General features: G+C 62.2%; 20 protein-coding genes. 5 read left to right on the top strand and 15 right to left on the bottom strand.

Annotated features, from left to right (window positions below):
- Window positions 1-59 precede the first annotated feature (59 nt).
- On the top strand, window positions 60-416 hold the full coding sequence (locus tag ACFQZG_RS08695) for a phage holin family protein (RefSeq protein WP_378151427.1): 357 nt from the start codon (window positions 60-62) through the stop codon (window positions 414-416).
- Window positions 417-586: 170 nt separating this feature from the next.
- Window positions 587-955, top strand: a complete 369-nt coding sequence (locus tag ACFQZG_RS08690) for a cupredoxin domain-containing protein (protein WP_378151425.1) — start codon at window positions 587-589, stop codon at window positions 953-955.
- Between the two features lie 129 nt (window positions 956-1,084).
- On the opposite strand, the gene zapA is transcribed toward ACFQZG_RS08690, so the two are convergent.
- The 3 genes from zapA to pheS all read right to left on the bottom strand — a co-directional run bounded on the left by zapA (window position 1,085) and on the right by pheS (window position 7,144).
- A complete protein-coding gene (zapA, locus tag ACFQZG_RS08685; protein ID WP_378151423.1) occupies window positions 1,085-3,397 on the bottom strand; it encodes a cell division protein ZapA in 2,313 nt (770 codons plus the stop codon).
- 203 nt (window positions 3,398-3,600) lie between these two features.
- Window positions 3,601-6,051, bottom strand: coding sequence for a phenylalanine--tRNA ligase subunit beta (gene pheT, locus ACFQZG_RS08680; RefSeq protein WP_378151421.1), 2,451 nt, complete (start codon window positions 6,049-6,051; stop codon window positions 3,601-3,603).
- Between the two features lie 58 nt (window positions 6,052-6,109).
- Complete coding sequence (pheS, locus tag ACFQZG_RS08675; RefSeq protein WP_378151419.1) at window positions 6,110-7,144, bottom strand: phenylalanine--tRNA ligase subunit alpha; 1,035 nt, start codon at window positions 7,142-7,144, stop codon at window positions 6,110-6,112.
- Window positions 7,145-7,707: 563 nt separating this feature from the next.
- Between pheS and ACFQZG_RS08670 the strand changes: the two genes are divergently transcribed.
- Window positions 7,708-9,177 carry an ABC transporter substrate-binding protein gene (locus ACFQZG_RS08670; protein ID WP_378151608.1) on the top strand — a complete coding sequence of 490 codons (1,470 nt, stop codon included), beginning with the start codon at window positions 7,708-7,710 and terminating at the stop codon, window positions 9,175-9,177.
- A gap of 64 nt (window positions 9,178-9,241) precedes the next feature.
- Here the strand turns inward: ACFQZG_RS08670 and ACFQZG_RS08665 are convergent, their stop codons facing one another.
- The 8 genes from ACFQZG_RS08665 to pxpB all read right to left on the bottom strand — a co-directional run bounded on the left by ACFQZG_RS08665 (window position 9,242) and on the right by pxpB (window position 18,623).
- Window positions 9,242-9,868, bottom strand: a complete 627-nt coding sequence (locus ACFQZG_RS08665) for a YcnI family copper-binding membrane protein (protein WP_378151417.1) — start codon at window positions 9,866-9,868, stop codon at window positions 9,242-9,244.
- A gap of 137 nt (window positions 9,869-10,005) precedes the next feature.
- The gene (locus tag ACFQZG_RS08660; RefSeq protein ID WP_378151415.1) at window positions 10,006-10,686 is read right to left on the bottom strand and encodes a response regulator; all 681 of its coding nucleotides are present in this window, start codon (window positions 10,684-10,686) and stop codon (window positions 10,006-10,008) included.
- Window positions 10,686-11,525 (bottom strand): sensor histidine kinase, encoded by an 840-nt coding sequence (locus tag ACFQZG_RS08655; RefSeq protein WP_378151413.1) that lies wholly within the window; start codon window positions 11,523-11,525, stop codon window positions 10,686-10,688. Before ACFQZG_RS08655 ends, ACFQZG_RS08660 begins: the two co-directional genes overlap by 1 nt.
- A gap of 36 nt (window positions 11,526-11,561) precedes the next feature.
- Window positions 11,562-13,238 carry a copper resistance CopC/CopD family protein gene (locus ACFQZG_RS08650; protein WP_378151411.1) on the bottom strand — a complete coding sequence of 559 codons (1,677 nt, stop codon included), beginning with the start codon at window positions 13,236-13,238 and terminating at the stop codon, window positions 11,562-11,564.
- 160 nt (window positions 13,239-13,398) lie between these two features.
- A complete protein-coding gene (locus ACFQZG_RS08645; RefSeq protein WP_378151409.1) occupies window positions 13,399-13,830 on the bottom strand; it encodes a gamma-glutamylcyclotransferase family protein in 432 nt (143 codons plus the stop codon).
- Window positions 13,827-15,953: a putative bifunctional diguanylate cyclase/phosphodiesterase gene (locus ACFQZG_RS08640; protein WP_378151408.1), complete on the bottom strand. Its 2,127-nt coding sequence runs from the start codon at window positions 15,951-15,953 to the stop codon at window positions 13,827-13,829. Before ACFQZG_RS08640 ends, ACFQZG_RS08645 begins: the two co-directional genes overlap by 4 nt.
- Window positions 15,954-16,080: 127 nt before the next feature.
- Window positions 16,081-16,842, bottom strand: coding sequence for a LamB/YcsF family protein (locus ACFQZG_RS08635; RefSeq protein ID WP_378151406.1), 762 nt, complete (start codon window positions 16,840-16,842; stop codon window positions 16,081-16,083).
- Window positions 16,839-18,623: a 5-oxoprolinase subunit PxpB gene (pxpB, locus tag ACFQZG_RS08630; protein ID WP_378151404.1), complete on the bottom strand. Its 1,785-nt coding sequence runs from the start codon at window positions 18,621-18,623 to the stop codon at window positions 16,839-16,841. Before pxpB ends, ACFQZG_RS08635 begins: the two co-directional genes overlap by 4 nt.
- An 87-nt stretch (window positions 18,624-18,710) precedes the next feature.
- On the opposite strand from pxpB, the gene ACFQZG_RS08625 reads away from it, so the two are divergent.
- Together ACFQZG_RS08625 and ACFQZG_RS08620 are read left to right on the top strand one after the other, a co-directional pair.
- Window positions 18,711-19,031 carry a hypothetical protein gene (locus tag ACFQZG_RS08625; RefSeq protein ID WP_378151402.1) on the top strand — a complete coding sequence of 107 codons (321 nt, stop codon included), beginning with the start codon at window positions 18,711-18,713 and terminating at the stop codon, window positions 19,029-19,031.
- Window positions 19,032-19,039: 8 nt separating this feature from the next.
- Window positions 19,040-21,505, top strand: a complete 2,466-nt coding sequence (locus ACFQZG_RS08620; RefSeq protein WP_378151400.1) for an MMPL family transporter — start codon at window positions 19,040-19,042, stop codon at window positions 21,503-21,505.
- A 2-nt stretch (window positions 21,506-21,507) separates the two neighbouring features.
- Here ACFQZG_RS08620 and ACFQZG_RS08615 read toward each other — a convergent pair whose 3' ends face one another.
- From ACFQZG_RS08615 to ACFQZG_RS08600, 4 genes are all read right to left on the bottom strand, one after another.
- Complete coding sequence (locus ACFQZG_RS08615) at window positions 21,508-22,107, bottom strand: hypothetical protein (protein ID WP_378151398.1); 600 nt, start codon at window positions 22,105-22,107, stop codon at window positions 21,508-21,510.
- A 161-nt stretch (window positions 22,108-22,268) separates the two neighbouring features.
- Window positions 22,269-23,231 carry an aldolase catalytic domain-containing protein gene (locus ACFQZG_RS08610; RefSeq protein WP_378151396.1) on the bottom strand — a complete coding sequence of 321 codons (963 nt, stop codon included), beginning with the start codon at window positions 23,229-23,231 and terminating at the stop codon, window positions 22,269-22,271.
- A 107-nt stretch (window positions 23,232-23,338) separates the two neighbouring features.
- A complete protein-coding gene (locus tag ACFQZG_RS08605; protein ID WP_378151394.1) occupies window positions 23,339-23,614 on the bottom strand; it encodes a HesB/YadR/YfhF family protein in 276 nt (91 codons plus the stop codon).
- Window positions 23,615-23,683: 69 nt separating this feature from the next.
- The gene (locus ACFQZG_RS08600) at window positions 23,684-24,964 is read right to left on the bottom strand and encodes an MFS transporter (protein WP_378151392.1); all 1,281 of its coding nucleotides are present in this window, start codon (window positions 24,962-24,964) and stop codon (window positions 23,684-23,686) included.
- Window positions 24,965-24,979 lie beyond the last annotated feature (15 nt).

Below are 24,979 nucleotides of genomic sequence, written 5' to 3'. Positions count from 1 at the left end.
ACCCGCGCTCATACGCGAGGCCTCCGCCGGACACACTATGTCGCAAGGAGGTCGATAAGATGCATGTTCTCGGTACCATCGTAAGGTTCATCGTATCCGCCATCGTACTGATGGTCGTCGGCTATTTGGTTCCCCAATTCGCGGTAGGCGGCTTCTGGAGCGCGCTCATGCTCGCGCTCGTCATCGCCGTGCTCGGTTGGATCATCGAAGGGATATTCGGCAAGCGGGTTACGCCGTTCGGACGCGGAATCGTGGGATTCCTGTCCAGCGCGCTCGTCATCTGGCTGGCGCAGTTCGTCGTGGGCGACGTGGACGTCACCGTTCTCGGCGCCTTGTTGGCCGCGCTCGTCATCGGGATCATCGACCTGTTCATACCGGTCGCGAGTCCATACCAGACGACGCACGATCGTCGCTAGCGAATCGCGTCGCGCAGGGCCGATCCCGGGTTGCATCCAACCCGGGATCGGCTTCTTCGCGCGTCCGAAAGTTCACCGGGCGTTCAAGGTTCGAACGGAAACGCCCGGCGCCCTTATGGTACAATCTTCATATCACGAATAGCCTGATCATCTATAGGAGGTCAAGACATATGCAGAAGAAACTCGGTTACGCGCTCATGGCGCTCGCGTTCGTCCTCGTCCTTGTCGCTTGCGGCGGCAACGATTCCGATAACGCGGAGCCTTCCGAATCGCTCGTCGCTTCGCAAGAAATCGTCATCAAAGCATCGAGCTGGGACTTCGACCGGCCCGAATACATCATTCCGAAAGACACCCCGGTCAAGATCACCGTCGAGAACTTGAGCGGCGCGCACGGTATCGAAATTCCGGACGCGGATCTGAAAATTCGCGGCGGCAAGTCGAAAGTCGTCACGCTGGCGGCGGGCACGTACGAGTTCCACTGCAACATTCAATGCGGCACCGGCCACGGCCAAATGGTCGCGAAGCTGGTCGTGCAGTAACAGATAGGTTGGATTGAGCGAGGCCGGGAAGTCGTTCCCTGGCCTCGTTTTTTGTATCGCTCGACGTTACATGAACGAAAAAGCGGGCAGCGATATCGTATATCGCCGCCCGCCTTTCTATTGCCGGTATTATTCGTGCTCCAGCATGTCGATCCACTCGTTGTACTCTTCCTTCAGCTTCGCGTACTCGGACTGAAGGTCCTCGTGCGCCTTGCTCAGCGCGGCATGCGCCTCGCGCTGCGCGTCCAGTTGCGCTTGCGCGCCGCCGAGCTCCTCCGCGAGCGCGCGCAGCTCGTCGTGCGAGGCGGTCAACTCCGCCTCGCGGGAAGGAGCGGCGGCGGCTTCCGCCTGCGCCGCCTCCAGCTCGCGCGACGCCTGCGCGGCGGCTTCGCGCCATTCGGCCTCCGCCACGCCCAGCTCGGCGAGGCGAGCTTCGAGCGCCGCCGCCCGTTCGGTGGCGGCGCGCTCGCTTTGGCGCGCGGCAGCGAGGCTATCCTGCAGCCGCAGCGCCTCGTCGTGGGACGAGGCTTCCCGCTCGTCCCGTTCGCTCAACGCGGCCAGCGCGGCATCGAGCTCGCGCTCGGTTTGCTCTCTCGCCGCGATCTCCATGCGCAGCATGTCGAACGACTGGCCTTCGACGACGTGCAGCATTTCCTGCTGCTCGACGACGGTTCGGCGCTGATCTTCCGCTTCGTTCGCCCAACGCGCGACGTCCGCTTCGAGCTTGTCGCGAAGCGATTGCCATTCCGCCTCGCTCGCCGCCCAACGCTGCCGCTGCTCTTGCCATTCTTTCCGCTCGGCTTCCCGCGCGGATTGCGCCTGCGCGGCCGCTTCCGCAGCCGAATCGCGTTGCGCTTGCGCCGCTTTGAGGTCGCCGGTCAGCTTGCTCTCCAGCGAAGCCATCTCTTCGAACTGCTCCTCTTCGAGCGCGTTCCGTTCCCGTTCGCGTTGCCTTTGGAGCTCTTCGATCGCGGACGCGTTCGTTCTCTCGGCTTCCGCGAGCTTCTCCGCGTAAGCAGCCTCAAGCTCGGATTCCTTCGCCGCGAACAGCGCCTCCCGATCGGCAAGCGTCGCCTCGAGCTCCCCGATGCGCAGCACGAACCGTTCCTTCACTCCGGCCAGCTCGCTCTCCGCTTCCGCTCTCGCGGCCTGCAACGCGACTTCCGCTTCGGCTCCGATCGCTTCCGCCAGCGAGATTTCCTCCGCCGCGCGAGCGGCTTGCGCCATCGCCTGCTCGAGCAGCTTCGAAGCTTCCGCGCGTTCCCGCTCCAACTGGAGCGCGAACTCCGCCTTCGCCCGTTCCAAGCGCGCTTCGGCTTCGGCCTTCGCTTCGTCCCATGCTTCCTCGGCGCGCGCCCGCTCGGTCGCCAGCTCTTCCGCCGCTTGCGCCCGGGCATCGGCGACTCGGTTCTCCGCTTGCGCCTGGATCATTCGCAATTGTTCCGCGGCTTGCGCCTTCGCGATTCGCAGCTCTTCGTCCGCTTGCGCCTTGGCGGTCCGCAGCTCGTCCGCCGCTTGCGCTTCCAGGCTCGACATCAATTCCGCGGCCAAAGCCCTTTCGGTCGCCAGCTCTTCCGCCGCGCGCGCCTGAGCTTCGGCCATCTGCTTCTCCGCTTGCCGTTGGACGATCGTCAGCTCCTCGGACGACTGCGCCTTCACTCTCGCCAGTTCTTCCTTGGCATGCGCCTTCGCCATCGCCAGCTCTTCCGAGGCGAGCGCTTCCGCATCCGCCAGCAGCTCCTCCGCTTGCGCCTGCACCTTTGCCAGCTCTTCTTCCGCTTGCGCCCTCGCGAGCGCCAACCGTTCCTCGGCTTCCGCCTTCGCGGCCGCGATAGCCTCGGAAGCCCGCGCTTCCGCTCGCGCCGCTTCGTGCGCGGCTTGCGACTCTACGCTCGCGAGCAGCCCGGCCGCCTCTTCCCGTTCGCGCTCCAGCTCAAGCTGAAGCTCCGCGATTCGCTCTTCGGCTTCCGCTTGGACCCGCTCCAAAGCCTCCGCCGCCTGCGCTTCCGCTCTCGCTTGCTCCTCGGCAGCCGTCGCCTTCGCGTCGTCGAGCAACCGGGCGAGCCTCGCAAGCTCCTCCGACGCGCCGGCTTCCGCCCGCGCCAACGCCTCCGCGGAACGCGCGCGTTCAGCCTCCAAATCTTCGGCCGCTTGCAGCTTCACGTATTCGAGCTCTTCGGACAATCTCTTGCGTTCGATCTCTTCCTGCTGCAGACGTTCGCTTTCGCGCCGCAGCCGCATAAGCTCGTCGCCCATGTTGACCGCCGCCAGCACGGCCAAGCGCGGCAAATCGAGCCTCGGAGAACCGCTGTTGATTTTGCTCATCTGTTCGTTGACGAGCGCGGCGACCCTTCTCATATACTCCGTACTAGAGTGACCCGTCAGCGTATACTGCGTTCCATATATGTCAACGGTCACACGCGACTTATCGTTTCCGCTCACGGCGTGATCCTCCCATTGCGTCCCATATTTCTTCGATAATTGCTGCAAATCGTTCCGAATCGCCGTCCGCCGACAAGGTTCCCGTTCTCGCAAACGTCATCATTCGCGCCCGAGATCCCGCGCCACGTATAGGAAAATGCAGCGAAACACCAGCCGCCTATCAGCGTCTTGATGTATTCGCTGCATCCATTGCCGTTTCCTGCCTATTTACGAAGTTCCGCACCGAAAGATTGTTCCAGAAGTGTCAATACGTTACCATGCGCGGCCGTTACCTCTTCGTCGGTCAGCGTACGCTCGCCGTGCCGGTACACGAGCGCCAGCGCGACGCTCTTCTTGTCCGCGGCGACGCGGTCTCCCGTGTATACGTCGAACACGCGCACCGACTCGAGCAGCTCGCCCGCCGAAGCCGCGATCGCCGCGGTCAGCGCCCCGCCTTCGACGCCGCGGTCGACGACGACCGCGATGTCGCGCTCCATCGCCGGATAGCGAGGAAGCGCCTTGTATTCGATATGCTTATCCGCGTATTCGTAGATCGGCGCGAGCGACATTTCGGCCGCGTAAGCATCCGGCAGATCGAATTCGCGTTGCAGCTCCGGATGCAGCTGGCCGACGTAACCGATCGTCTCGTCGCCGCGCTCCGTATGCAGCTTGATCGCCGCCGTGCGTCCAGGATGGAAGCCGTCCGGCTGCGCCGCCGCGTAAGATACTCGTCCCGCTACGCCAAGACGCGCGAAGGCCGCCTCCAGTACCCCTTTGGCATCGTAGAAGTCGACCGCTTCCGCCGGACGGTTCCAGCTTGCCGCGCGGCGGTTGCCGGCGAGCAGCAGCGCCAATCTCGGCTTCTCCTGCGGCAGGCGCGTCAGCGTCGCTTCGTCCGTATGGTAGACGCTCGCGATCTCGAACAGCGCGATATCGTTGTTCTTCCGCGTCAGATTGTAAGCCGCCGCCTCCATCAGGCTCGGCAGCACCGTCGTGCGCAGCACGCTGCGTTCCTCGCTCATCGGCATCGCCAGCGCGATCGGCTTGACGTCGCCGCCGACCAGATCTTGGAACAACGCCGTACGCGATGCCGCGGTTACCGAATAGCTGATCGCTTCCTGCAAGCCCGCGTTCGTCAGCAACGTGCGCAGCTCGCGGCGAATCGCCTGCGGCTTCGTTAACGCTCCCGCGGTGGAAGCGCCGTCGATCAGCGTCGTCGGAATGTTGTCGTAGCCGTGAAGACGCGCCACTTCCTCGATCAGGTCGACGTCCCGCGTCATGTCGCCGCGGCGGGACGGAACGGTGACGTCCCAGACGTCGCGCTCGGCGGATGCCGCCGGGAATTGCAGGCGCGACAGAATCGTATCGACTTCAAGGGAGGAGAGCTCCGTTCCGAGCATGCCGTTAACGCGATCGAGCGTCAGTCGGACGACGGCCGGCTCGAACGTAGCCGTGCTCGCTTCCGCCACGCCTTCGGTCACGAGACCTTCCGCGTACCGGGCCATCAGCACGGCCGCGCGGTCGAGCGCTTCGCGAACGCGGGAAGGATCGACTTCCTTCTCGAACCGGGCCGACGCTTCCGAGCGGAGGCCGAGCTGGCGAGACGTGCGGCGAATCGTGCCGCCGTCGAACTTCGCGGACTCGAGCACGATATCCGTCGTGTCCGGCGTCACTTCGGAGTTCGCGCCGCCCATGACGCCCGCGAGTCCGAGCGCTTTCTCGGCGTCGGCGATGACGAGCATGTGCGGCTCGAGCTTGCGCTCTTGGTCGTCGAGCGTCACGAGCGTCTCGCCCGGTTGCGCGAGGCGCACGTTAATGCGGCCGCCGGCGATCTTCGCCGCGTCGAACGCGTGCAGCGGCTGGCCGTATTCGAGCATGACGTAGTTCGTGATGTCGACGATGTTGTTGATCGGGCGCACTCCAGCGGCCATCAAGCGGTTCTGCATCCATTGCGGCGCCGGACCGACCTTGACGCCTTTAATATACCGAGCCGTATAGAGCGAGCATAGCTCCTCGCCCGTAATCTTAACGCTGATATGATCGGACGTCTTGTCCGCGGACGCGTACAAGTCTTTGCCAGGCTCCGGCAGACGGAGCGGACGGCCGGTGAGCGCCGCGACCTCGTAAGCGACGCCTAGCATGCTGAGGCAGTCGGAACGGTTCGGCGTCAGATCGAGCTCGAGAATGTGGTCGTCCAGCGCGAGCACGTCGAGAATATCGCGGCCGATCTCGGCGTCGGCCGGCAGCACGAGAATGCCCTCCTGCTGCTCCTTCGGCAGCAGCTTGTCGTTCATGCCGAGCTCGCGGGCGGAGCAGATCATGCCCTGCGATTCGACGCCGCGCAGCTTCGCGCGCTTGATCTGGAAGTCGCCGGGAAGCTTCGCTCCGACGACTGCGACCGGCACCTTCTGTCCGGCGTCGATATTGGCCGCGCCGCAGACGATCTGCAGCGGCTCGCCGCTGCCGACGTCGACGTTCACGACGCTCAGCTTGTCCGCGTCGGGATGCTTCTCGCGCGTCTTCACATAACCGACGACGACGCCGGACACGCCCGCGTTGCGGGACGGCACGGAATCGATCTCGATGCCGCCGCGCGTCATCATTTCCGCCAGCTTCTGCGGCTCGAGGCCGCTCAGATCGATATATTCGGATAACCACCGATAAGATACGTTCATGGGATACTCCCCTCATTTTCTCAAGGTAATCTATCGTTTCCGGTCGTGCGCCCGTCCGCTACAGCTTGGCGAATTGGCTCAGGAACCGCGTGTCGTTCGCATAGAAATGGCGGATGTCGTCGATGTCGTACTTCAGCAGCGCGATCCGTTCGACGCCCATGCCGAACGCGAAGCCCGTCACCTCGTTCGGATCGTAGCCGCCGTGCTCGAGCACCTTCGGATGCACCATGCCGCAGCCGAGAATTTCGATCCAGCCCGTATGCTTGCACATCCGGCAGCCGCTGCCGCCGCATTGCGCGCACGTGACGTCGACTTCGGCGCTCGGCTCGGTGAACGGGAAGAAGCTCGGACGAAGGCGGATTTCCATCTGCGGTCCGTACATTTCGCGAACGAACTGCAGGAGCGTGCCCTTCAGATCGCTCATCCGGATGTTCGGTCCGATGACGAGCCCTTCGATCTGGTGGAACATGAACGAGTGGGTCGCGTCGTCGTCGTCGCGGCGGTACACCTTGCCCGGGCAGATGACTTTGACCGGCGTCTTGCCGTTCATCGCCTTCATCGTGCGGATTTGCACCGGGGACGTATGCGTGCGGAGCAGAATTTCGTCCGTGATATAGAACGAGTCCTGCATGTCGCGCGCCGGATGGTTCTTCGGAAGGTTAAGCGCCTCGAAGTTGAAGAAGTCCGTCTCGACTTCCGGTCCCTCCGCGATCGTATAGCCCATCCCGATGAAAATATCCTCGATCTCCTGCGCCACCTTGTTGAGCGGATGCACCGCCCCTACGCCGGGCGCCTTGCCGGGCAGCGTCACGTCGATCGTCTCGGCCGACAGGCGCTGCGCCGTCGCCGCGCGGTCGAACGCTTCCTGCTTCTCGGCGATGACCGCCTCGATGGCCGCCCGCACTTCGTTGCCCACTTGCCCGATAACCGGGCGCTCCTCGGCGCTGAGCTGTCCCATGCCGCGAAGAATTTCGGTCAGTTGACCTTTCTTGCCTAAATAATGAACGCGCAAGTCGTTCAATTGCGCCGCGTCCGATACGCTCCCGAGCAGCTCCAGCGCTTCGAGCCTGAGCGCTTCCAATCGTTCCTTCATACCGTATCTCTCCTTAATTATCAGTTGAACTGTGGGGGCCCCCCGAAAGTAATCGGTATACGCTTCGAAGCTTAACGTCACTTTTGGGGGAATAAAAAAAAAAGCCCTCTCTCCCGTAAGGGACGAAAAGACCGTGGTACCACCCTTTATCGGAATATCTGCCACCAGCGACGCCGGACGCGGATATACCCTCTAACGCGACGTATCGGGTCGCGGTCCGATGCTCCCTACTGGCGCGAGTCGCGCGTTCAAGGCATTGCTCCGGAGCGAAATTCGGCAGCCCGTTACTTAGGAACGCTTCCAGTCCACGGCGTTCCCTCCCTGCAAGAAGGCACTGCTTACTTATCTCCATCATCGCGTTACGCTTATGTTGATTATCCCACATTATAGGGGATAATCCGCGCGGAAGCAAGCCGCGGGCGCCTTATAGGCTCCGGCTTCCCGCGCTTGCCCGGTCGAACGGCGTCTGTTTTTAGTATAATTTTAACTAAATCTTCCTCCCCCTGTGTTATGCTGGAATAAATCTAGCAAAGATTAGAAGGGGAAGTGAAAGAGTGGAAAGAATGGTCAACTTCCGCGCGGCCGCTCTAGCGGGCGGCGTTACGCTCGCGACATTGCTGGCGGGTTGCAGTTTCGGCGGCGCCGAGGAGCAAGACGACGATACCCCGAAGACGCTGAAGGTCATGTACTACGACGAGCAACAGTTTTTCCAACAATACGGCATGCTGTACTATGCTCTTCACCCGAACGTCGAGATTGAGGTCGTCTCCAACCGATCCGTCTACACGGACAACGCCAATCCGCAAGAGAGCTTATCCGACAAACTGAACAAGTTCATCGAACAGGAGAAGCCGGACATTATCATGACGGACAACGAACTGTTTCGCAAACTCGCGGAACAAGGCAAGCTGCTCGACCTCGAGACGAAGGTCAAAGAGAAGTCTTATAACGCGGACACCGTCGTCCCCGGCTTGCTCGACTACTTGCGCGGACTCGGCGGCGGCAAGCTATACGGCTTGACTCCGAACTTATACAGTCAAGTCATCTACTATAACAAGGACTTGTTCAATAAACACGGCGTCGACCTGCCGACGGACAGCATGTCGTGGGAGCAGATGCTTACTCTCGCCAAGCGCTTCCCGACGGAAGGAGAACAGGACGACAGAGTTTACGGCCTCGCCCTCGGCTACCAGGCGGATCCGTTCCAGCTCGGCAGCATGATCGCCACCTCGCAGCGCCTGTCGATGGTCAACTCCGCCGATATGAAGGTCACGATCGATACCCCTTCCTGGAAGAAGGCGTTCCAAACCGCGTTCGACGCACTCAAGTCGAATACGCTCTATAAGCAGGACAACAACTTCTCGGGTGGTTCGTACGAAGAGTACCTGCTGTCTGATGCGTTCATCGCCGGCAAAGTCGCGATGAAGGTTGAAAGCAATTACTTGCTGTCGCAAATCAAGCAAGCGCAAGAGAACGTGCAAGTCAAAGACAAGATCATCAAGAACTGGGACATCGTCACGATGCCGGTCGACCCGCAGTACCCGGACCAGAGTCCTTATGGGGGCCTTTCGAACCTGTTCGCCGTAAGCGCTTCGTCGCCGAACGCGGACACGGCCGCGGATTTCTTGATGTACATCACGAGCGAACAATTCGCGCGCGCGACTTCCAAATCGCAGCAAGGCAACCAGTCGGTTCGCACGACAGCGTACGAGGACAAGGAAGGCCGCAACATGAAGGCGTTCTACGCGCTGAAGCCGGTCGACAACCCGATGAACGAGATGTACGCGAAGCTGCCTACGAACTTCTGGTCGCAGATGAACGGTACCCTGCAACCCGCCGTTCAGAGCGCGTACGACGGCAACAAGTCGCTAGACGAGGCTCTCGCCGAAGCTCAGACCCAGCTGCAAGCGGCGCTGCTGCAGGCGCAGCAGGAGCAGAAGAACGCGCCGGCCGCATCCGCGGAATCGTCGGCGGGAGCCGCATCCCCGGCCGCGGAACAGAGCTCGTCCGTATCGGAAGCCGTCGCGCAATAGCTTTTCCATGAACGAAACCCCCGGCCGCAATGGTCGGGGGCTTGCCTTGTTCGGGCGATAATCCTTACTTCCGCTTCCGCAGAGACAGCCCGAGCGCGATCACGCTGACGATCATCGCCGCTACAGCGAACGAGAACGTCAGAAGATCTCTGCCTTCGCCATCCTCTTGCGCAGCCGAGTCGGTATCCGTTCCGGCTTGGGCGCCGTGACCGTCGCCGTGGCCGTCGCCGGTCGCTGCCGTTACCGCCGTAACGGAAGCCGGCTTCTCGGCATCCGGCGCGCCCGTCCATTCGACCGTTTCGCCGTCCGTATACGTTTGGTACGCTTTCCAGCTCAGCTCGGTCGCGTCTTCGGCGACTTTGCCCTGCATCCGGAATTCGCCGAATTCCGTCGCGCCGATGCCGGCCCCCGACGCCGTCCACGTAATCGATATCACCTTGCCGTCGGCGTTCTTCTCGAACTCGTAGCTCCATTCCTGCTTCGGTTCGACGCGGCTGATGTTCACGCCGTCCGGGATCGCGACCTTCAATTGGTTCGTGGCCGCTTCCTTCTCCGACGGCACGCGTACGGTGAACACTTGGTAAGAGTTCGCCGGCACCTCCGCCGGCTGCACGGTCACGTGTGCGCTGGCGATACCGGCGAAGCCGATCGATAGTACGAGCATTAGCATAAGCGTAATCAGTTTCTTCATGGAGGGGTTGTCCTGCCTTTCATCTCGTTCGAATGGGAATCTGTACCCCAGTATAGACCGTTCTATCGGCATGCGCATGACTCGAAAGAGTCATATTCGGGTGACCGTTTGTGACGATCCGAAGGCGGCCGGCCGGGCTATTCGTCCGACGAATCTACCAATCCGCGCTCGTAGGCGTATCGGGTCAGTTGAACCCGGTTGTCGAGATGCAGCTTCTGCAGGATGTTCTTCAGGTGGTTCTTGACCGTATGCTCCGACAACCCGAGCGCGTTCGCGACTTCCCGGTTCGTCAGCCCTCGCGCCACTTCACGCAGCAACTCCGTCTCCCGCGGCGTCAGCCCCTCCGCCCGTGCGTCGCCGTCTCTCGTCCCCTGCGCCGGCAGCGTCTTCCGGTTCGCGAATTCCCGCAGAATCGACAGAGCGAGATCGGGATTCAGCGGCGCCTCGTCGTACGCGATCGCGCGCAAGTAATCCCGCCAAGCCGCCGGGTTCAAGTTTTTGAGCAAATAGCCTTGGGCGCCTTTCTTGATCGCCTCGAACAGGTGCGACGCGTCGTCGGACACGGTCACGATGACGATCTTCACGTGCGGCTGCCCGCCCTTGATCGCCTTGACGGCTTCGAGCCCGCCCATGCCCGGCATATGGATGTCCATGAGCACGAGGTCCGGCAGCAGCGCGTCCGCAAGCGCGATCGCTTCTTCCCCGCTCGCGGCTTCCCCGACGACGACGAAGTCGGGCTCCGCGGACACGATCATCCGCATGCCCTCCCGCGCGTGGGGATGGTCGTCCGCGAGCAATACCCGTATCGGCTGCGCCATTACGCCCGTCCTCCTTCTTTGATCCATTCGATGACCGTCCGGTCTCCCCTTCTCTCGGCCGCGAACGTCCAGCCCATTCGGTTCGCGCGGTCTTTCACCATCCGCAGGCCGAATCTCCCCGTCGCCCGCAGCGGATCGCCCGCGAAGCCGATGCCGTCGTCTTCGACCGCGCATCGGAAGCCTCCGGCGCCGTCGGACTCCCCGATCACGTAGACGTTCGAAGCTTGCGCGTGCTTGCGTACGTTAATGAGCGCTTCCCGGAAACAGGCGTGCAGCTCGACCTTCTCCTTGTCCGTCAAGCTCTTGTCGGCGATATGCCACGCGAACTCCGCCTTCGCTTCGGTAATGCCCGCGGTTTCGCCGAGCAGCTCCCGCAGCGGCATGACCCATGAGGCCGTATCGGGCGTAGGCGGCTGCCTCAAGCTCGCAATCGCCTGCCTTACGTCCTCGTGCATGATGCGCACCGTCTCGCGAAGTCCCTCCGCGAGCGGCTTGACGGGCCCTTCCCTCGCAGCCGCGTCCAGTTGATCGAGTTTAACGGCCAACAGGAAGAGCGACTGCGAGATGCCGTCGTGCAGCTCCCTCGCGAGACGCTCGCGTTCCTCGAGCGCGGCGCTCGTCGACTTCTCTCGCTGCAGCTCGGCTTGCGACTGCTCCAAGCGGGAGAACAAGCTTCTAACGAGCGTCAACGTGACGGCGAGCACGATGAACGGCGCCAGGAAGTTGCCGAGATCCATCGATACGTACGGCAGCAGGAACGCATGCCGGGCGTATTCCCATAGCCCGATCGTCAGCGTCGGAATGAGCAGAATGAGCCATTTGAGCCGTCCGTTGCGCATCGCCTTCACCCTTCCGCCGCAGCCGACCGCCCGCGGTTAATAGATTTTGAACGTCGTCTCCTTGACCCGCTCCGTATCCTCCGCGTCCGTCACCCGGATTTGCGCCGTCCATTCGCCGGCGAACGGCAAGTACGGCCCCTTCGCTTCGTACGTCGTCTTGACGAAGTCGGGGAACGCGTCCAGCTCTTCGTCCGTATACGGCTCGAGCGGAACGTCGATGTATCCGACTTCCGTCTTATCCTTCGGCGTCAGCCGTAGCTGCGCCTTTTTCGGCTTGCCTTCGCCTACCGACTCCGGCAGCCATATTTTCAACGTGAATCGATTGTCCCCGGGCGCGTTCGGCGTCACCCGAAGCGTGAAGTGCATATCCTTCCCCATCTGGTGGAAGCTGAGCGGCTCGTTCGCCGGCAGCGGCGTCTGATAAGTGAGCACGCCGACGGTGACGATGATCGCGCACAGCAGGCCGATGTCGACCTTCAGCAGGCCGCCTCGCGGCAGATCTCCCTTCTTAAGGCGCAGCCGGATGAAGAACGCCGCGATCGCGACGAGCACGGACAAACCGGCCTTCGCGAGCAGCCAGGTCCCCCAATCCGTATAGAGCAAATACGTCAGCGACGGGAGATAGTGCAGCGTCGACAACACGCCCGTCACCCATAACGCGGCAAAAGAAAGCAGCGCCCACTTGGAGAACAGCAGCGCGAACCGCCCCGCTTCCGGACGCTCCTTCGCCCAGATCGCGATGAGCAGCGCAAGTCCGCCGCTCCATAACGCCGCCGCGAGAAGGTGGGCGAAATCGAGGCCGACCGAATAGGCGATCGGCTCGTAGACGACGGCGTGACCCGACCATGCCTCGACGAACAAGGCGACGGCGACCCAGAACAGCCGCGCCGGCGGCGCGAAGCTCGTCAGAAGCGGCGCGGCCAGCGCGAGCAGCAGCTCCGCCATGTAGAGGCGGCCGATCGTCGTCTCCGTCAGGATGCGGCCCCATTCCGATACAGGCTCGTCCAAGGCGAGATCCTTCAAGCTGAAGAAGACGTAGGCGAGCGTCGCGATCAGCGCGAACTTGCCGGCGAGTCCGGTCGCTTGCTCCCGCACTTGCCGGGCGAGAGGCGATGCCGAGCGGTTCAAGCTCCAGAGGGCGAGTCCCGCCGTGCACAGCAAGCCCGCATAGTACATGATTCGCGAGGCGTACAGCAGGAACGAATCCGTCGTCAGTCCTTCGTTGGCGCCGCCATGCCCGGCATGTCCGACTTGGCTGTGCGGATCGAGCTCGCTCGCGTCCGTTAGCGGCGCCGGATTGCCGACCGTAAAGACGTAAGCGCCGGATACCGGATGCCCGTCGGCCGAGATGACCGAATAGGATACCGTATAGTGCCCTTCGCCGAGCTTCGGCAACGCGATCCGTATCCCTTTGCCCTCTTCGACGTATTCCGGCTTGCCTTCCGCGACGTCGCGCGAAGCCTCGTTCAGCACGAGCAGCTTCGCGCCGCCTTCATCCAGCCGTTCGTTGAAGACGAGCCGCGCTTCGCTCGGCCCTTCCTCGGACCGGCTGCCCGCGGCCGGCGACGCGGTCAGCAGCTCGGCATGGGCATCCGCGCGCCCGGCGAAGCCCGTCATCAGCGCGAACAGCATGCCGATGACGACGATCCACCGTAACCTTCTATCTTGTAACCGCAAGCGACCTTCCATCGCCCTTACGCTCCCCATGCTCATTGCGCTACCTCCTGCCGATCGATGGCCGTCTCCGATATGATCTTCTATTCTCCCATCGTACCGGAACGAGGCGGCGCGTTCAACAGAGGCCGATAGCGATCCTGTGACGAACAAGGGAAGAATGCCCCTCGCTGCGTCGCCCAACAAAAAAATCGAGCCACTAGGGCTCGATGCCTTTGCCGCGCGCCGCTTCCGGCCACCAATCCGAATCGACGGGCGGACAACCGCGCGATTCGGTCCAGACGTACAGCCAACCGCATTGCTCGGGCCGGTCGGCGTCGGTCGTCCATATCCGCTCGTAATCGTTCGTTTCCTCGATGCCCGAGAACCCCTCCAACTCGTCCAATGCCGGCAGCGCGTCTATCGATACGTCCAGCCATATTCCCCGCACCGTACGCGACGAATCCGGCAATAATGCCGGGTATCGTCCGGCATCGACGAGACGTCCGCGAACGCGTCCTTCCCGAGCGGCTACGACGTGCGATGATACGACGCCGTAATTATGCAAGCCCGGCAGCAACGACCCGTAGACGAACACGCTCTCGATGCCGGTCGCGGGCGCTCGTCCGCCGATTCGCCGCCTGGCATTCACGCTGTCGTCTCCCGGCGCCTGATCGCCCCTTCGCGCTCCGATTCGAACAGGGACACGAATTGTTCCGGCGGCACGGGACGCGAGAAGAAGTACCCTTGCGCTTCCTGGCACCGCTGCTCCCGAAGGAACTCGACCTGCCCTTCGCTCTCGACGCCTTCCGCCGTCACCGTCAGGTTCAGGTTGCGGGCCATCGCGGAGATGCCGGACACGATCGCCGCGTCGTTGCGGTCGGTCAGAATGTCGTTCACGAACGAACGGTCGATCTTCAGCTTGTCGATAGGGAAACGTTTCAAATAATAGAGAGAGCTATAGCCGGTACCGAAGTCGTCGATGCTGATCCGCACGCCGATCTTCTTAAGCCGCTCCAGCATCTCCGTCGCGTATGCCACGTCGGCCATGATGCTCTCCGTAATCTCGAGCTCTAGCCATTGCGGCGCCAGGCCGGTCTCCTCGAGCACTCTCTCGATGCGTTCGCACAGATCGTGCTGGCGGAACTGGCGAATCGAGAGATTGACGGACATGACGAGCGGGGGATAGCCGCTGTCCTGCCATTGCTTCGTCTGCGTGCAAGCGGCTCTGAGCACCCACTCCCCGAGCGGGAGAATGAACCCGCTCTCCTCGCACAGAGGAATGAATTCCGACGGCGGAATGGCCCCCTTCTTCGGATGGCTCCACCGGAGCAGCGCCTCCGCGCCGACCAGGTGGCCGCCCTCCAGATCGACGAGCGGCTGGTAGGCGAGATGGAATTGCCGGAGCTCCAGCGCGATGCGCAGATCGTTCTCCAGCAGCAGCTTCTCCTTCGCCCTCAGGTTCATCTCCGAAGCGTACCGCTTCCAGCCGTTTCTCGTATCCTTGGCGCTGTACATCGCCGTATCCGCGTTCTGCAGAAGCAGATCGAGCGAGTTGCCGTCCTGCGGATAGATCGCCATGCCGACGCTTACCGTCAGGTGGAAGTCCAGTTGCCCGACGCGGATCGGCGTTTCGAACGTCTCGACGAGCCGCTGCGCCGTCGCCTCCGCCGCGTTCAAGTCGCGAAGATCCGAGAGCAGGAACGTGAATTCGTCGCCGCCGAGGCGGAAAATTCTTTCGGGCTTGTTCGCGAACTTCGTCAGTCTCTCGGCGACCGCGACGAGCAGCTGATCCCCGAACGAATGGCCCATGGAATCGTTGATCGTCTTGAACCGGTCGAGATCGAGCCAGAATAGCGCGAATTGACCGCCGGAATGCGCGGCGCGGGCCATCTCCGCCTTGACGCGCTCGGCGAACATTCGGCGATTCGGCAGTCCCGTGAGCTCGTCGTGATACGCCAAGTAATTGATACGGGCTTCCGTCTTCTTCTGGCGCTTGATCGGCTCCTCGATCAAGACGTAATAAATGCCCTTGAGCAAATAATAGTATCCGATCAGCTTCAGGCATTCCGCGAACATATAGTGCACGTCCCCGATGCCGGGTCCGAGCGATTGCTCCAGCTTGGCCAGGAACAACCAGATGAGCGCCTGCACGACCGTGAGCATCGATTGCGGCCGTTCCAGCCGGTGGCGGTACAGGATCACCCAAGCCGCGGCCGCGTACAGAATCAAGACGGAAGCCGTCTGGTAAGGCTGTATCGCTTCGATCGCTTCCGCGTTCCAACCGTCCGCGCTGAATACGGCCCAAGCGATCGCGCTGACGGTAATCATGACCGGAACGATCATGTACAGCCTGGCTCTGGCTTTGACGGGAGCGTTGTTCATCGAGAAGACGACGAGCATTCCAGCCGCGCCGATCCATTGCGCGATCCAGCCCAGCACTTCGCTCGGCGCCTCGCCGAACCGATCGCTCGCGAGCGGCATGTAAGGTTCGCTAAGCGCGTGCAGCAGCTCGAGAATGCCGACGCCGGCGAACAGCGCGGCGGTCATGAGCCTTTGCCTGCATAACGTCGGAACGAATACCATCCAGCCCAACGTCAGTATCGTGAAACAAATCGAGAATCCGAGCGATTCGAGCAAAATATGAGTGGAAGCGCCGATATACGGCGCGAGCGCCTCTTCAAGCCAACGGTCCGCGAGCTGCAGAATGCCAAAAATTGAAAGGGCGGCGAGCACCGTCCACATCGTCTTCATTTCCGCGCGATTAATCGACATGCTGAACCCCCGGCAAAATTTACATCTGTACATCATTCCACGCGAATCGGTAATTTCCTGCAAGTTGGGAATCCGTCGACAAGATTTCGACCGTTTTTTCTTCGTTATTCGACAAATTCCGTAAACGCTACCGGTTCGGAGGCCGGATCGTTACGGAGGATGCGATCAGCGCTCGGCGAATCCGCGCCGCTCGTTCTGCCGCGTCCGGCGTATCCCCGTGAACGCAGATCGTCCGGACGCGCAGCCGGACAAGCGTTCCGTCGATCGTCGCCGCTTCCTTGTTCACGGCCAACGAAACCGCCTGCGCCTCCGCCTGCCCTTCGGCATGGAGCACCGCGCCCGGCAGCTTGCGGTCGGCCAATCTTCCGTCCGGCTTATACGCCCTGTCCGCGAATCCTTCCGGGACGAATGCGATTCCTTCTTCGCGCGCGGCGGACTCCATGAAGCTGCCCGGCAGCCCGAAGAGCAGCAACGAACGGTCTAGGCGGCATACGCCGCGTACGATCGACCGGGCCAACTCCTCGTCCGTCGACGCCATGTGGTACAGCGCTCCGTGTAGCTTCACGTGGCGCAAGCTGCCGCCGGCGACGCGAACGAACGCTTGAAGCGCCCCCGTCTGATACAGCACGTAGTCGCTCGCCTCCTCCGGGGTCACCTTCATCTCCCGGCGTCCGAAGCCGAGCCTGTCCGGCAACCCCGGATGGGCGCCGATCGCGATGCCCCGGTCGACGCAGCGCTCGACGGTCGATCGCATCTGGTAAGGATCGCCCGCATGGTAGCCGCAAGCAATATTAGCGGACGATATCGATTCCAATATCGCCTCGTCCGAACCGAACGTATAGGGGCCGAAGCCCTCGCCCAGATCGGCGTTCAGATCGATCTCGATCACGTCGTCCCTCCTGTCGTCAACGCGCATACTCTGGCGAACACGCCCGCCTTCAGCAGCGAGATGTCCCGTTCTCTCTCCCGTCGCGCCAGGAGCGCGTCCTTCTCTTCGACCATCTCGAACCGCACGCGGCGTCCCGGTGCGAGCTGGGCGAGCAGCGGCCAATCCGCCGCGATGACGTGCGCGGCCTTCGGGTAACCGCCGGTCGGCTGGCAGCCGGCGGCGAGCACGATCGGCTGCCCGTCCGGCGGAATTTGGACCGTTCCCGGAGATACCCCGTGCGAGGCCAGTTCGGACGCCGATCGTCTCTCTACCGGGGCGCCGCCAAGCCGAATGCCCATGCGGTCGGAGGACGCGTCTACCCGGTACGCCGAGCCGAACAGCCGATTGTTCGCTTCGACGTCGAATTGGTCCCACTCCGCCCCCGGCAGCACGCGCAACCGAACCGTAGCCGACCGATCGGCGCGCTGCTCCGAACCGTTGCCGCTTGTATGCCAGGTCACCGTCGCCCAACGTCGCCCTTCGAGCCGAAGCCTTCGGTGCAGACTGTCGCCGATCACGAGCGACAGCGCGCTCGGATGGCCGCAGGCAAGACGTTCGCCCGCGACGAGGGGCGAGCCGTCGCCGCTTCCTCCGCCGATTCGCGCCCGCGTATCCGCGCTCCTGCTTCCGAGCACGGTCGGCACGTCGATACCGCCGGCCACCGCCATGTAAGCCCTGCAACCCGAGGCCGCGCGGCCCAACGCGATCGTCGTTCCTCCGCGCACGGCGACGGGCTTGTTCATGGGTATCGCCTCGCCGTCCGCAGATGCTTCGAAGTCGGCGCCGCATAGCGCGACGAGCAAGTCTTGCTCGGCTATGAACGAACCGCCGATCAACGTGAATTCCAATCCTGCCGCATCTTCATCGTTGCCTACAAGAATGTTCGCCGTCCGAAGGGCATAACGATCCATCGCACCGCCAACCGATACGCCGTAAGCTTGCCAACCGGGCCTGCCCGCGTCTTGTACCGTCGTATGCATACCCGGCTTCAGGACGATCAGCGCGGCGGGCATCGTTCTGCCGCTACGTCGATTCGGCTTGCCGGCCGCCGCGTTAACGGCCTCTTCCGCCATTCGCGTCTCCCCGCCCGACGCCGGCACGAATTTCACCCGATCGCCGGGAGCGAGCAAGAAGGGCTGTTCCGCCTCCGGGCGGAACAGCCGCGCAGGTGTTCGTCCGATAATCTGCCACCCGCCGGGCGAGTCCACCGGATAGACGCCGGTCTGACCGCCCGCGATGCCGACGGCGCCCGCCGGCACGTTCAATCTCGGCGTCCGATGCCGCGGCTGCGCCAGCTCCTCCGGCAATCCGCTCAAATACGGGAAGCCCGGCGCGAAGCCGATCATCGCGACTTCGTAGACGGGTTCGCTATGCATCGCGGCGAATCGTTCCGCACTCATGCCGCATCGAGCCGCCGCCTCCTCCAGATCGGGGCCGTCGTCGCCTCCGTAGCTCACCGGAAGCTCGACGAGCTTCCGGTCGTTCCGGTCCGCGGACGGCGCGAAATCCCGCAACGCCCGAAGCAATTCTTCCGACGCCTGCTCGACCGTGACGTCGGACGACCGGATATAGACCGCGATCGTTCGATACGCGGGCACGAGCTCCTGCAGCCAGGGAAGCGACAACCGCGCGATATGCCGCGCGAATGCGGCGATCGTTCCCGTCGTGACGTCGCTTGCTTGCCATTCCAGCAAGAACGCTCTGTCTCCAAGCGGTCGTGGGCGTAAGTCCGCGTTCGTCATCTCGATCGCTCCTCGTCTTTGCGGATTGCAACCTTTTCCGTACTCACGTTACAATTAAGTTATCGGCAGAGGAGGATCAGATCAGAAGTGGAAACTTACGAATTAGCGAACTTGACCGTCTCTCAGCAAGCGTTCGCAACCGCGATCGCTTATACGCGCGCGAAACTGTACATTATTACCGAGCACGGCTCTAAGCATTGGTATATCGAGCTCGACGGCATTACCGACGATGCGCTGCTCCGTCGCTTCGCCGAATCGGAAGATATCGCCGTCACGCTGGAGGCGACGACGGCCGGCGGACGCAAGACGTCCGGCCGAGGCTACTTCCACCCGAATCCGGCGCATCGGGCGGCCGCGATTCGCGGCGAAGGCCCGCTCGAAGGATTCGGACGGCCTAACGGGGCGTGAACGATCCGATGACACCCCCCAAGCTTGATCGGGCATCGCGGCTATCGTGGGCGGTGCTCGCGGTTTGGATCGCGATCGCGGCCGTCGCCGCTTACGCGCTGCCCGGCTTGCCCGCGGTCGTGAGCCGAACCGAGCAAAGCTTCATCCCGAAGAACGCCGAATCGGCTCAAGCGTTGAAGCTGCTCCAGCAACTGGACGCGGCCGCGGAATCCCGCACGAGCGCCGTCATCGTGCTCTCTCGCGAAGTCGGGCTGACCTCGGCCGACCGGGCATGGATGAGCCTCATGCTCGCCGAGCTGGATTCGCGCAAGCGCGAGTTAGGCATCGCGGGCTTCCTGGACGCGCGCACCCAACCGGAATTGGCTTCGCGTTTCGTTAGCGAAGACGGCACGACGATGCTCGCGATCGTCTATTTGCCGCGGTCGGACTTCGACGACGCCACGAAGCATACGCTGGGCCTGCTGAAGCAGTCGTTGCGCGGCGCCCCGGAAGGCGCCGTCGCCGAGCTGACGGGGAGCGCCCCGATCTCGCAAGACTTCCAGCAGTCGTCCCGCGACGGCTTGCGCCGGACCGAGGTCGTCACGATCGGACTCGTGCTGATCATTCTGCTGCTCGTGTTCCGTTCACCGGTGGCTCCGATCGTCCCGCTGGCGACGATCGGAATCAGCCTCCTCGTATCTCGGGGCATTATCGCTTGGGCGGCGGGCTTGGGTCTGCCCGTGACGAATTTCACCGAATCGTTCCTCGTTGCCGTCCTGTTCGGGGCGGGAACGGATTATTGCATCCTTATGATTCAACGTTACCGCGAAGAACTGGCCGTCGAGGCTTCCCCCGACGCCGCGATGCGAAGAATGCTCCGCGGCGTCGGCCCGACCGTTCTATACGCGACGAGCACCGTATTCGCGGCGTTCTTCCTGATCGGCTTCGCGGATTTCGGCTTGTACCAATCCGGCGTCGGCGTGGCGATCGGCCTGGCGGTCATGCTGCTGGCGGGCATGACGCTGTCTCCCGCGCTCATGCTGCTGCTCGGCAAGTCGCTATTCTGGCCAAGATGGCCCCGGAAGGGCGAGGGCATCCTGCAAGGACAATCCCGGCTTTGGACCGCGGCCGCCGCGCTCGCGTCGAGACGCTCCGTCGCCGTGTTGCTTGCCGCAGTCCTGTTGCTCGCTCCGATGACTTTGCTGTTCCAAGGAAAACGTTCGTTCGACGACATCTCCGAGATCGATCCTTCGCTCGGCTCGGTCGCCGGCTTCCGGCAGACCGAACGGACTTTCGGCGCGGGAGAGCTGTTCCCGATCACGATGGTCGTTACTTCGTCTGCATCGTTGCGCACTCCTTCCGCGTTCGCGGCGCTCGAGCAGGCCAGCTCCGAGCTCTCCCGCGTTCCGGGCGTGCGGGAAGTGCGCAGCGCGACGCGGCCGCTCGGCGAGAAGCTTACGATCGGACGAACGACGCCGGAGGACGGCGATGCAACCGGTATCGAAGAGGCTGAACGAGACGCGCGGCAGTCGCTTCTGCGGGCGATCGGGACGGTGGCCGTTCGGGCGTCGTCGTTCAGCCAAGGGTTGATCGGCATCCTCCCTTCCATCCGGCCGATATACGAAGCGCTGGCTCCCGTCGTCTCCGAGCATCTGAGCGATCCCGCGGGGATCGAAGAGCTGAAGCGCCTTCTGTCTCAAGAAGGCGTCGGCAAGAACGGCGGCAAAAAAACCGCGGATCCGATCCAAGTCGGCATGCAGCAAATACTGCGCCATTATATGTCGCCGGACGGCTTCACGACGAAGATCGATATCGTCATGAAGACGAATCCGTTCGCGGGCGAGACGATGGACGCCGTAGATACGCTGTCGGCGACGCTGCGCGATAGCCTCGAGCTGTCCGTCATCGCCGATCCGGCGGTGTATGCTTCCGGCGCCTCGGCCAAGTATAACGAGCTGCGCGACATCTCGTACCGCGATTTCGTGCGAACGGGGACGCTCGTGCTCGTCGGCATCGCCTTCGTGCTCATGCTGCTGCTCCGTTCGATCGTCGGACCGCTGTATTTGCTCGCGGCGCTCGTCTTCAATTACGCGATCGCGATGGGCTTGCTCGAATTTCTGTACGTGCGGCTGCTCGGGTTCGAAGGGCTATCCTGGACGGCGTCGTTCTTCATCTTCATGGTCGTCGTCGCGCTCGGCGTCGACTATAGCATCTTCCTCATGGCGCGTTATCGCGAGGAATCGCGTAACGTCGACAGCCGCGAGGCGATGAAGAGAGCGATGGCGACGACCGGCGGAGTCATCGTCTCGGCGGCGGCGATCATGGCCGGCACGTTCGGCGCGCTCGGCTTCTCCGGCGTCGACACGCTCGTGCAGATCGGCGTCGGCACGATGATCGGCTTGACGCTCTACGCGACCGTGTTCATGTCGCTCGTCGTGCCGGCGATGACGTTCCTCGTCGGAGATCGCGTCGGGTGGCCGTTCCGCAAGCGATAGGCTTATTGGCCGCTAGCGACTCTGCCTCCGATGAACCGGAGCATCGCTTCCAGTTCCAGCTGCTGCAACCGTTCGAGCAGCTCGCGCAAGCCCGCGTCGTCGCCGTTCATCGTCGTCTCGTGGATTTCGATCGCGTTCGCGAACAACGACGGATTCCAACTCCCTTGCCCTTGCATGGACGCCAGCGCCGGGCTCAGCTTGCCTGCCGGCTGCTTGGCCTGCTCCAACAACGCGGTCGCCCTCGCTTGCAAGCCGTGGTATGCGGGATGATCGCCGGAGCGCACGAACCAGTAACGGGCGTTATCGTAGTCGCCTTCCCGCCGGTGCACGATTCCGTGAAGCACCGATCCCGTCGGCGATCGAAGCTCCTGCACGAGCTCGTGGGCCGCTTCCAGATCGTCGTTCCAGAGATGCAGCGCCGCCTTCCAAGCGGGCGCGGACAGCTTGCCGTCCGGGAAGCTCCCGGCCAGCGACTCCTCGGACAACGCGGCGATATCGCGCGCGAGCCCCGGGTGCCACGCGTGCTGCGGCGTTAACGGCGGCAAGCTCTGCCGGTTCCGAAGCTGCTTCGCGATCGCGGCGATTACCGTCGTTTCGTTCATGGCGAGCCCTCCTTGGACTTTCTCCAACTTTTGACATTACAATAGCCCATAGCGCGCGTTTTGTCGAGCGGCACGATGCGCCTTGCGCTCTCGCCCGCATGAGCGGGGAACGCAAAAAAAGCCAGACGGCGTTTGCCGTCTGGCTTTCGTCAACTCTTAAATTACTTGTTGTACACTTCAGGCGTCGTCATCTTGTCGTAGAAGTCGACGAAGTTGTCGCGCTTATCGGACGCGCGCCAGCCCATGGCGGAGCGCGGGTGCTCGTCCAGCATGCCGGTAATCATGTCCGGAATGAGGTAGCCCCACTCTTCCTTCTCGCGAAGCTTCAGCATATGCTTCTCGATCATGCCGAGCACGGGACGGAGGTCGTACTCCGGACGCGTAATCTTGGCAAGCAGCAGCTCGGTCGGCGTATTGCCCGCCGCGCGGCCCATGCCGTACACCGACGCGTCGAGAAGCTCGACGCCAAGCTTGGCCGCCGCCATCGTGTTCGCGAACGCCAGCTGCATGTTGTTGTGCGTATGAACGCCGAGACGCTTGTTCTTCAAGGCGCGGCGGAACTTCTCCACCAAGTAGCCGAAGTCGTCCGGGTCCAGACTGCCGAACGAATCCACGATGTAGACGACGTCGATCGGGCTGTCGTTGATCATCGCGAGCGACTCGTTCAATTCGTTGTCCATGACGTTCGAGAGCGCCATGATGTTGATCGTCGTCTCGTAGCCGCGTTCGTGGAACAGCGTGCCGAGCTCGATCGCCTTCGCCGTATCGCGCGCGTACGTCGCGACGCGGATGAGGTCGAGCATCGATTCGCTGCGAGGAAGCACGTCCGCTTCGTCCACGCGGCCGACGTCGACGAGCGCCGACAGCTTCGTGTCCTTCTTCTTGATGATATCGCGCAGGAACGAATCGTCCAAGAATCTCCAAGGACCTTCCTTGCCTTCGCTCTTCAGCAGCTTGGGCGAGTTCTTGTAACCGATCTCCATGTACTCGACGCCCGCGGCGTTCAAGGATTCGTACAGATCCTGAACGAACTCCACGCTGAAATCCCAGTTATTGACGAGTCCTCCGTCCCGGACGGTGCAATCCACGATTTTGCAATGGTTCGTCTTGCTTTGTACGCTCATTTCCGTTAAATCTCCTTTGTCTCCGATGGCCTGTGCGGTTTCTGGAATAATGATTACTAGTGTACAACAAACCGGTAACGTTTACTACCTCAATATGCCAACCGCGATTACTTCAGGATATAGATGATATTCTCCCCTAAGCGGTCGATCTTCAGGCTCTTGCCCTCCAAGAACCAGATGTCCTTGCTCTCCATGTAGAACGTCAGCGGCTCCGCCACCGTCGTCACCGCTGCGTCGATCGGCGTATCCCTCGTCATGCCGAACGCGAAAGGCGTCTCCGCGCCGCTTACGTACCGGACGAACACGCGAATTGTCTCGCCGTCCCCGAAACCCCATTCGTTCTTGATGCAGGACAGCGCGGAAGGCGTTATGACCAATTCCACTTCCATCACCCCATCGCCAATATGAATTCCCTTCCATTGTACAGCCTTTCAGGCAATAAAGATATTGCCTCACGTCGCTTCCCTGCTTCTGAACACGACCGGCGCGACGGCGATCGCGAGCGCGAGCATGCTCATCCCCGCGAACGTCGTTATGCCGTACCGCTGCAGCCAGCCGGGACCTTCCTGGGCGAGATCGTACAGCCAACCGCCGAGAATCGGTCCGATGAACCCGGCCATGCCGGTAAGCGCCGAGAACACGGCGACGTAGATCGGGCGCTCGGACGTCGGCGAATCTCCGATCAAGAAGTTGAACACGAGCAGATTGTAACCCGCGAGCCCGAAGCCGAGCACAGCGTGAACGAACACGAGCACGAGCAGCGTCGGGAGGATCGCCATGCCCGCCCATATCGCGCATGAAGCGGCGATGAGCGGGAACGTCCAGATGAGGAGCGTATTCGTGGCGAATCTGCTGTTGAGCACGCCCCAATAATAATAGCTGACCATCATGACGATGTTCTGCAGCATCGTAATGATCGTGACTTTGCTCGTGCTTAGCTCCACGATCTCCAGCATCACGTAGGAGAACAGCGGCACGACGATATTCTGCAGCAGAATGAACGCGGAGATGAACAACGTTGCCGATCGGAACCTACGGTCAGCGAACGGACGAGACAGCATGCGCAGCGACCTTCCGTTCTTCGACGGCTGGAACGGCGGATTCGGATAGCGCGATAATGCCCAGCCGTTCCAGACGACGCACGCGGCGCTGACGGCGAACAGAACCGTGAAGCCTCGCGGGCCGGGCAGCCATTCCATCAATTGCCCGCCGATCAAGAGCGTCGCGCAGACGACGAACCAGTGGATCGTATTGCGGATGCCGAAATACTTGCCCCGAACCGATGCCGGGACGACGTCCGCCATGAGCGACGTCCAGATGACCCCGCCGGCTTGACCCGAGATCATCGAAGTCAACCACAGGACGATATAGACCGGAATCCAGGCGTCGTTCGAGAAGGTTAGCGGTATCAATCCCGTCGCGATCCACAGCGTGCGATGCACGACGCCGAACAACGTAATATAGAATCTCCTGTTCGTCCACTTCTGCATGGCGAACGCGATGAATACTTGCACGAGCAACGCGAAATACGGAATCGCCATGACGATGCCGATATGGAACGCCGTGAACCCGAGATACGTCAAATAGACGGTCTGCAAGGGACCGCCTAACAAATTGGCGATTACGCTGGCCGGAATGCCCTCGATCAGGGACGTCCGAAGGCCGCGTCGGCTTTCCGATTCGCTGCGGCGTATTTCCATCGTGCGCCGCAGTCCGCCGAACCATTGTTTCATTGATAGCTCCCCCAT

Origin of the sequence: Cohnella sp. GCM10027633 (assembly GCF_042675445.1) — a bacterium.
In the GTDB taxonomy this organism is placed as follows: domain Bacteria; phylum Bacillota; class Bacilli; order Paenibacillales; family Paenibacillaceae; genus Cohnella.
Note: the sequence above shows the minus strand (reverse complement) of the source record. Positions and strands in the feature narration are given on the sequence as shown.

Coding starts and splice junctions, on each gene's coding strand:
- ACFQZG_RS08695 (WP_378151427.1), top strand. CDS start 60: ATGCATGTTCTCGGTACCATCGTAAGGTTCATCGTATCCGCCATCGTA.
- ACFQZG_RS08690 (WP_378151425.1), top strand. CDS start 587: ATGCAGAAGAAACTCGGTTACGCGCTCATGGCGCTCGCGTTCGTCCTC.
- pheT (WP_378151421.1), bottom strand. CDS start 6,051: ATGAACGTATCTTATCGGTGGTTATCCGAATATATCGATCTGAGCGGC.
- pheS (WP_378151419.1), bottom strand. CDS start 7,144: ATGAAGGAACGATTGGAAGCGCTCAGGCTCGAAGCGCTGGAGCTGCTC.
- ACFQZG_RS08670 (WP_378151608.1), top strand. CDS start 7,708: ATGGTCAACTTCCGCGCGGCCGCTCTAGCGGGCGGCGTTACGCTCGCG.
- ACFQZG_RS08665 (WP_378151417.1), bottom strand. CDS start 9,868: ATGAAGAAACTGATTACGCTTATGCTAATGCTCGTACTATCGATCGGC.
- ACFQZG_RS08660 (WP_378151415.1), bottom strand. CDS start 10,686: ATGGCGCAGCCGATACGGGTATTGCTCGCGGACGACCATCCCCACGCG.
- ACFQZG_RS08655 (WP_378151413.1), bottom strand. CDS start 11,525: ATGCGCAACGGACGGCTCAAATGGCTCATTCTGCTCATTCCGACGCTG.
- ACFQZG_RS08650 (WP_378151411.1), bottom strand. CDS start 13,238: ATGAGCATGGGGAGCGTAAGGGCGATGGAAGGTCGCTTGCGGTTACAA.
- ACFQZG_RS08640 (WP_378151408.1), bottom strand. CDS start 15,953: ATGTCGATTAATCGCGCGGAAATGAAGACGATGTGGACGGTGCTCGCC.
- pxpB (WP_378151404.1), bottom strand. CDS start 18,623: ATGACGAACGCGGACTTACGCCCACGACCGCTTGGAGACAGAGCGTTC.
- ACFQZG_RS08620 (WP_378151400.1), top strand. CDS start 19,040: ATGACACCCCCCAAGCTTGATCGGGCATCGCGGCTATCGTGGGCGGTG.
- ACFQZG_RS08615 (WP_378151398.1), bottom strand. CDS start 22,107: ATGAACGAAACGACGGTAATCGCCGCGATCGCGAAGCAGCTTCGGAAC.
- ACFQZG_RS08610 (WP_378151396.1), bottom strand. CDS start 23,231: ATGAGCGTACAAAGCAAGACGAACCATTGCAAAATCGTGGATTGCACC.
- ACFQZG_RS08600 (WP_378151392.1), bottom strand. CDS start 24,964: ATGAAACAATGGTTCGGCGGACTGCGGCGCACGATGGAAATACGCCGC.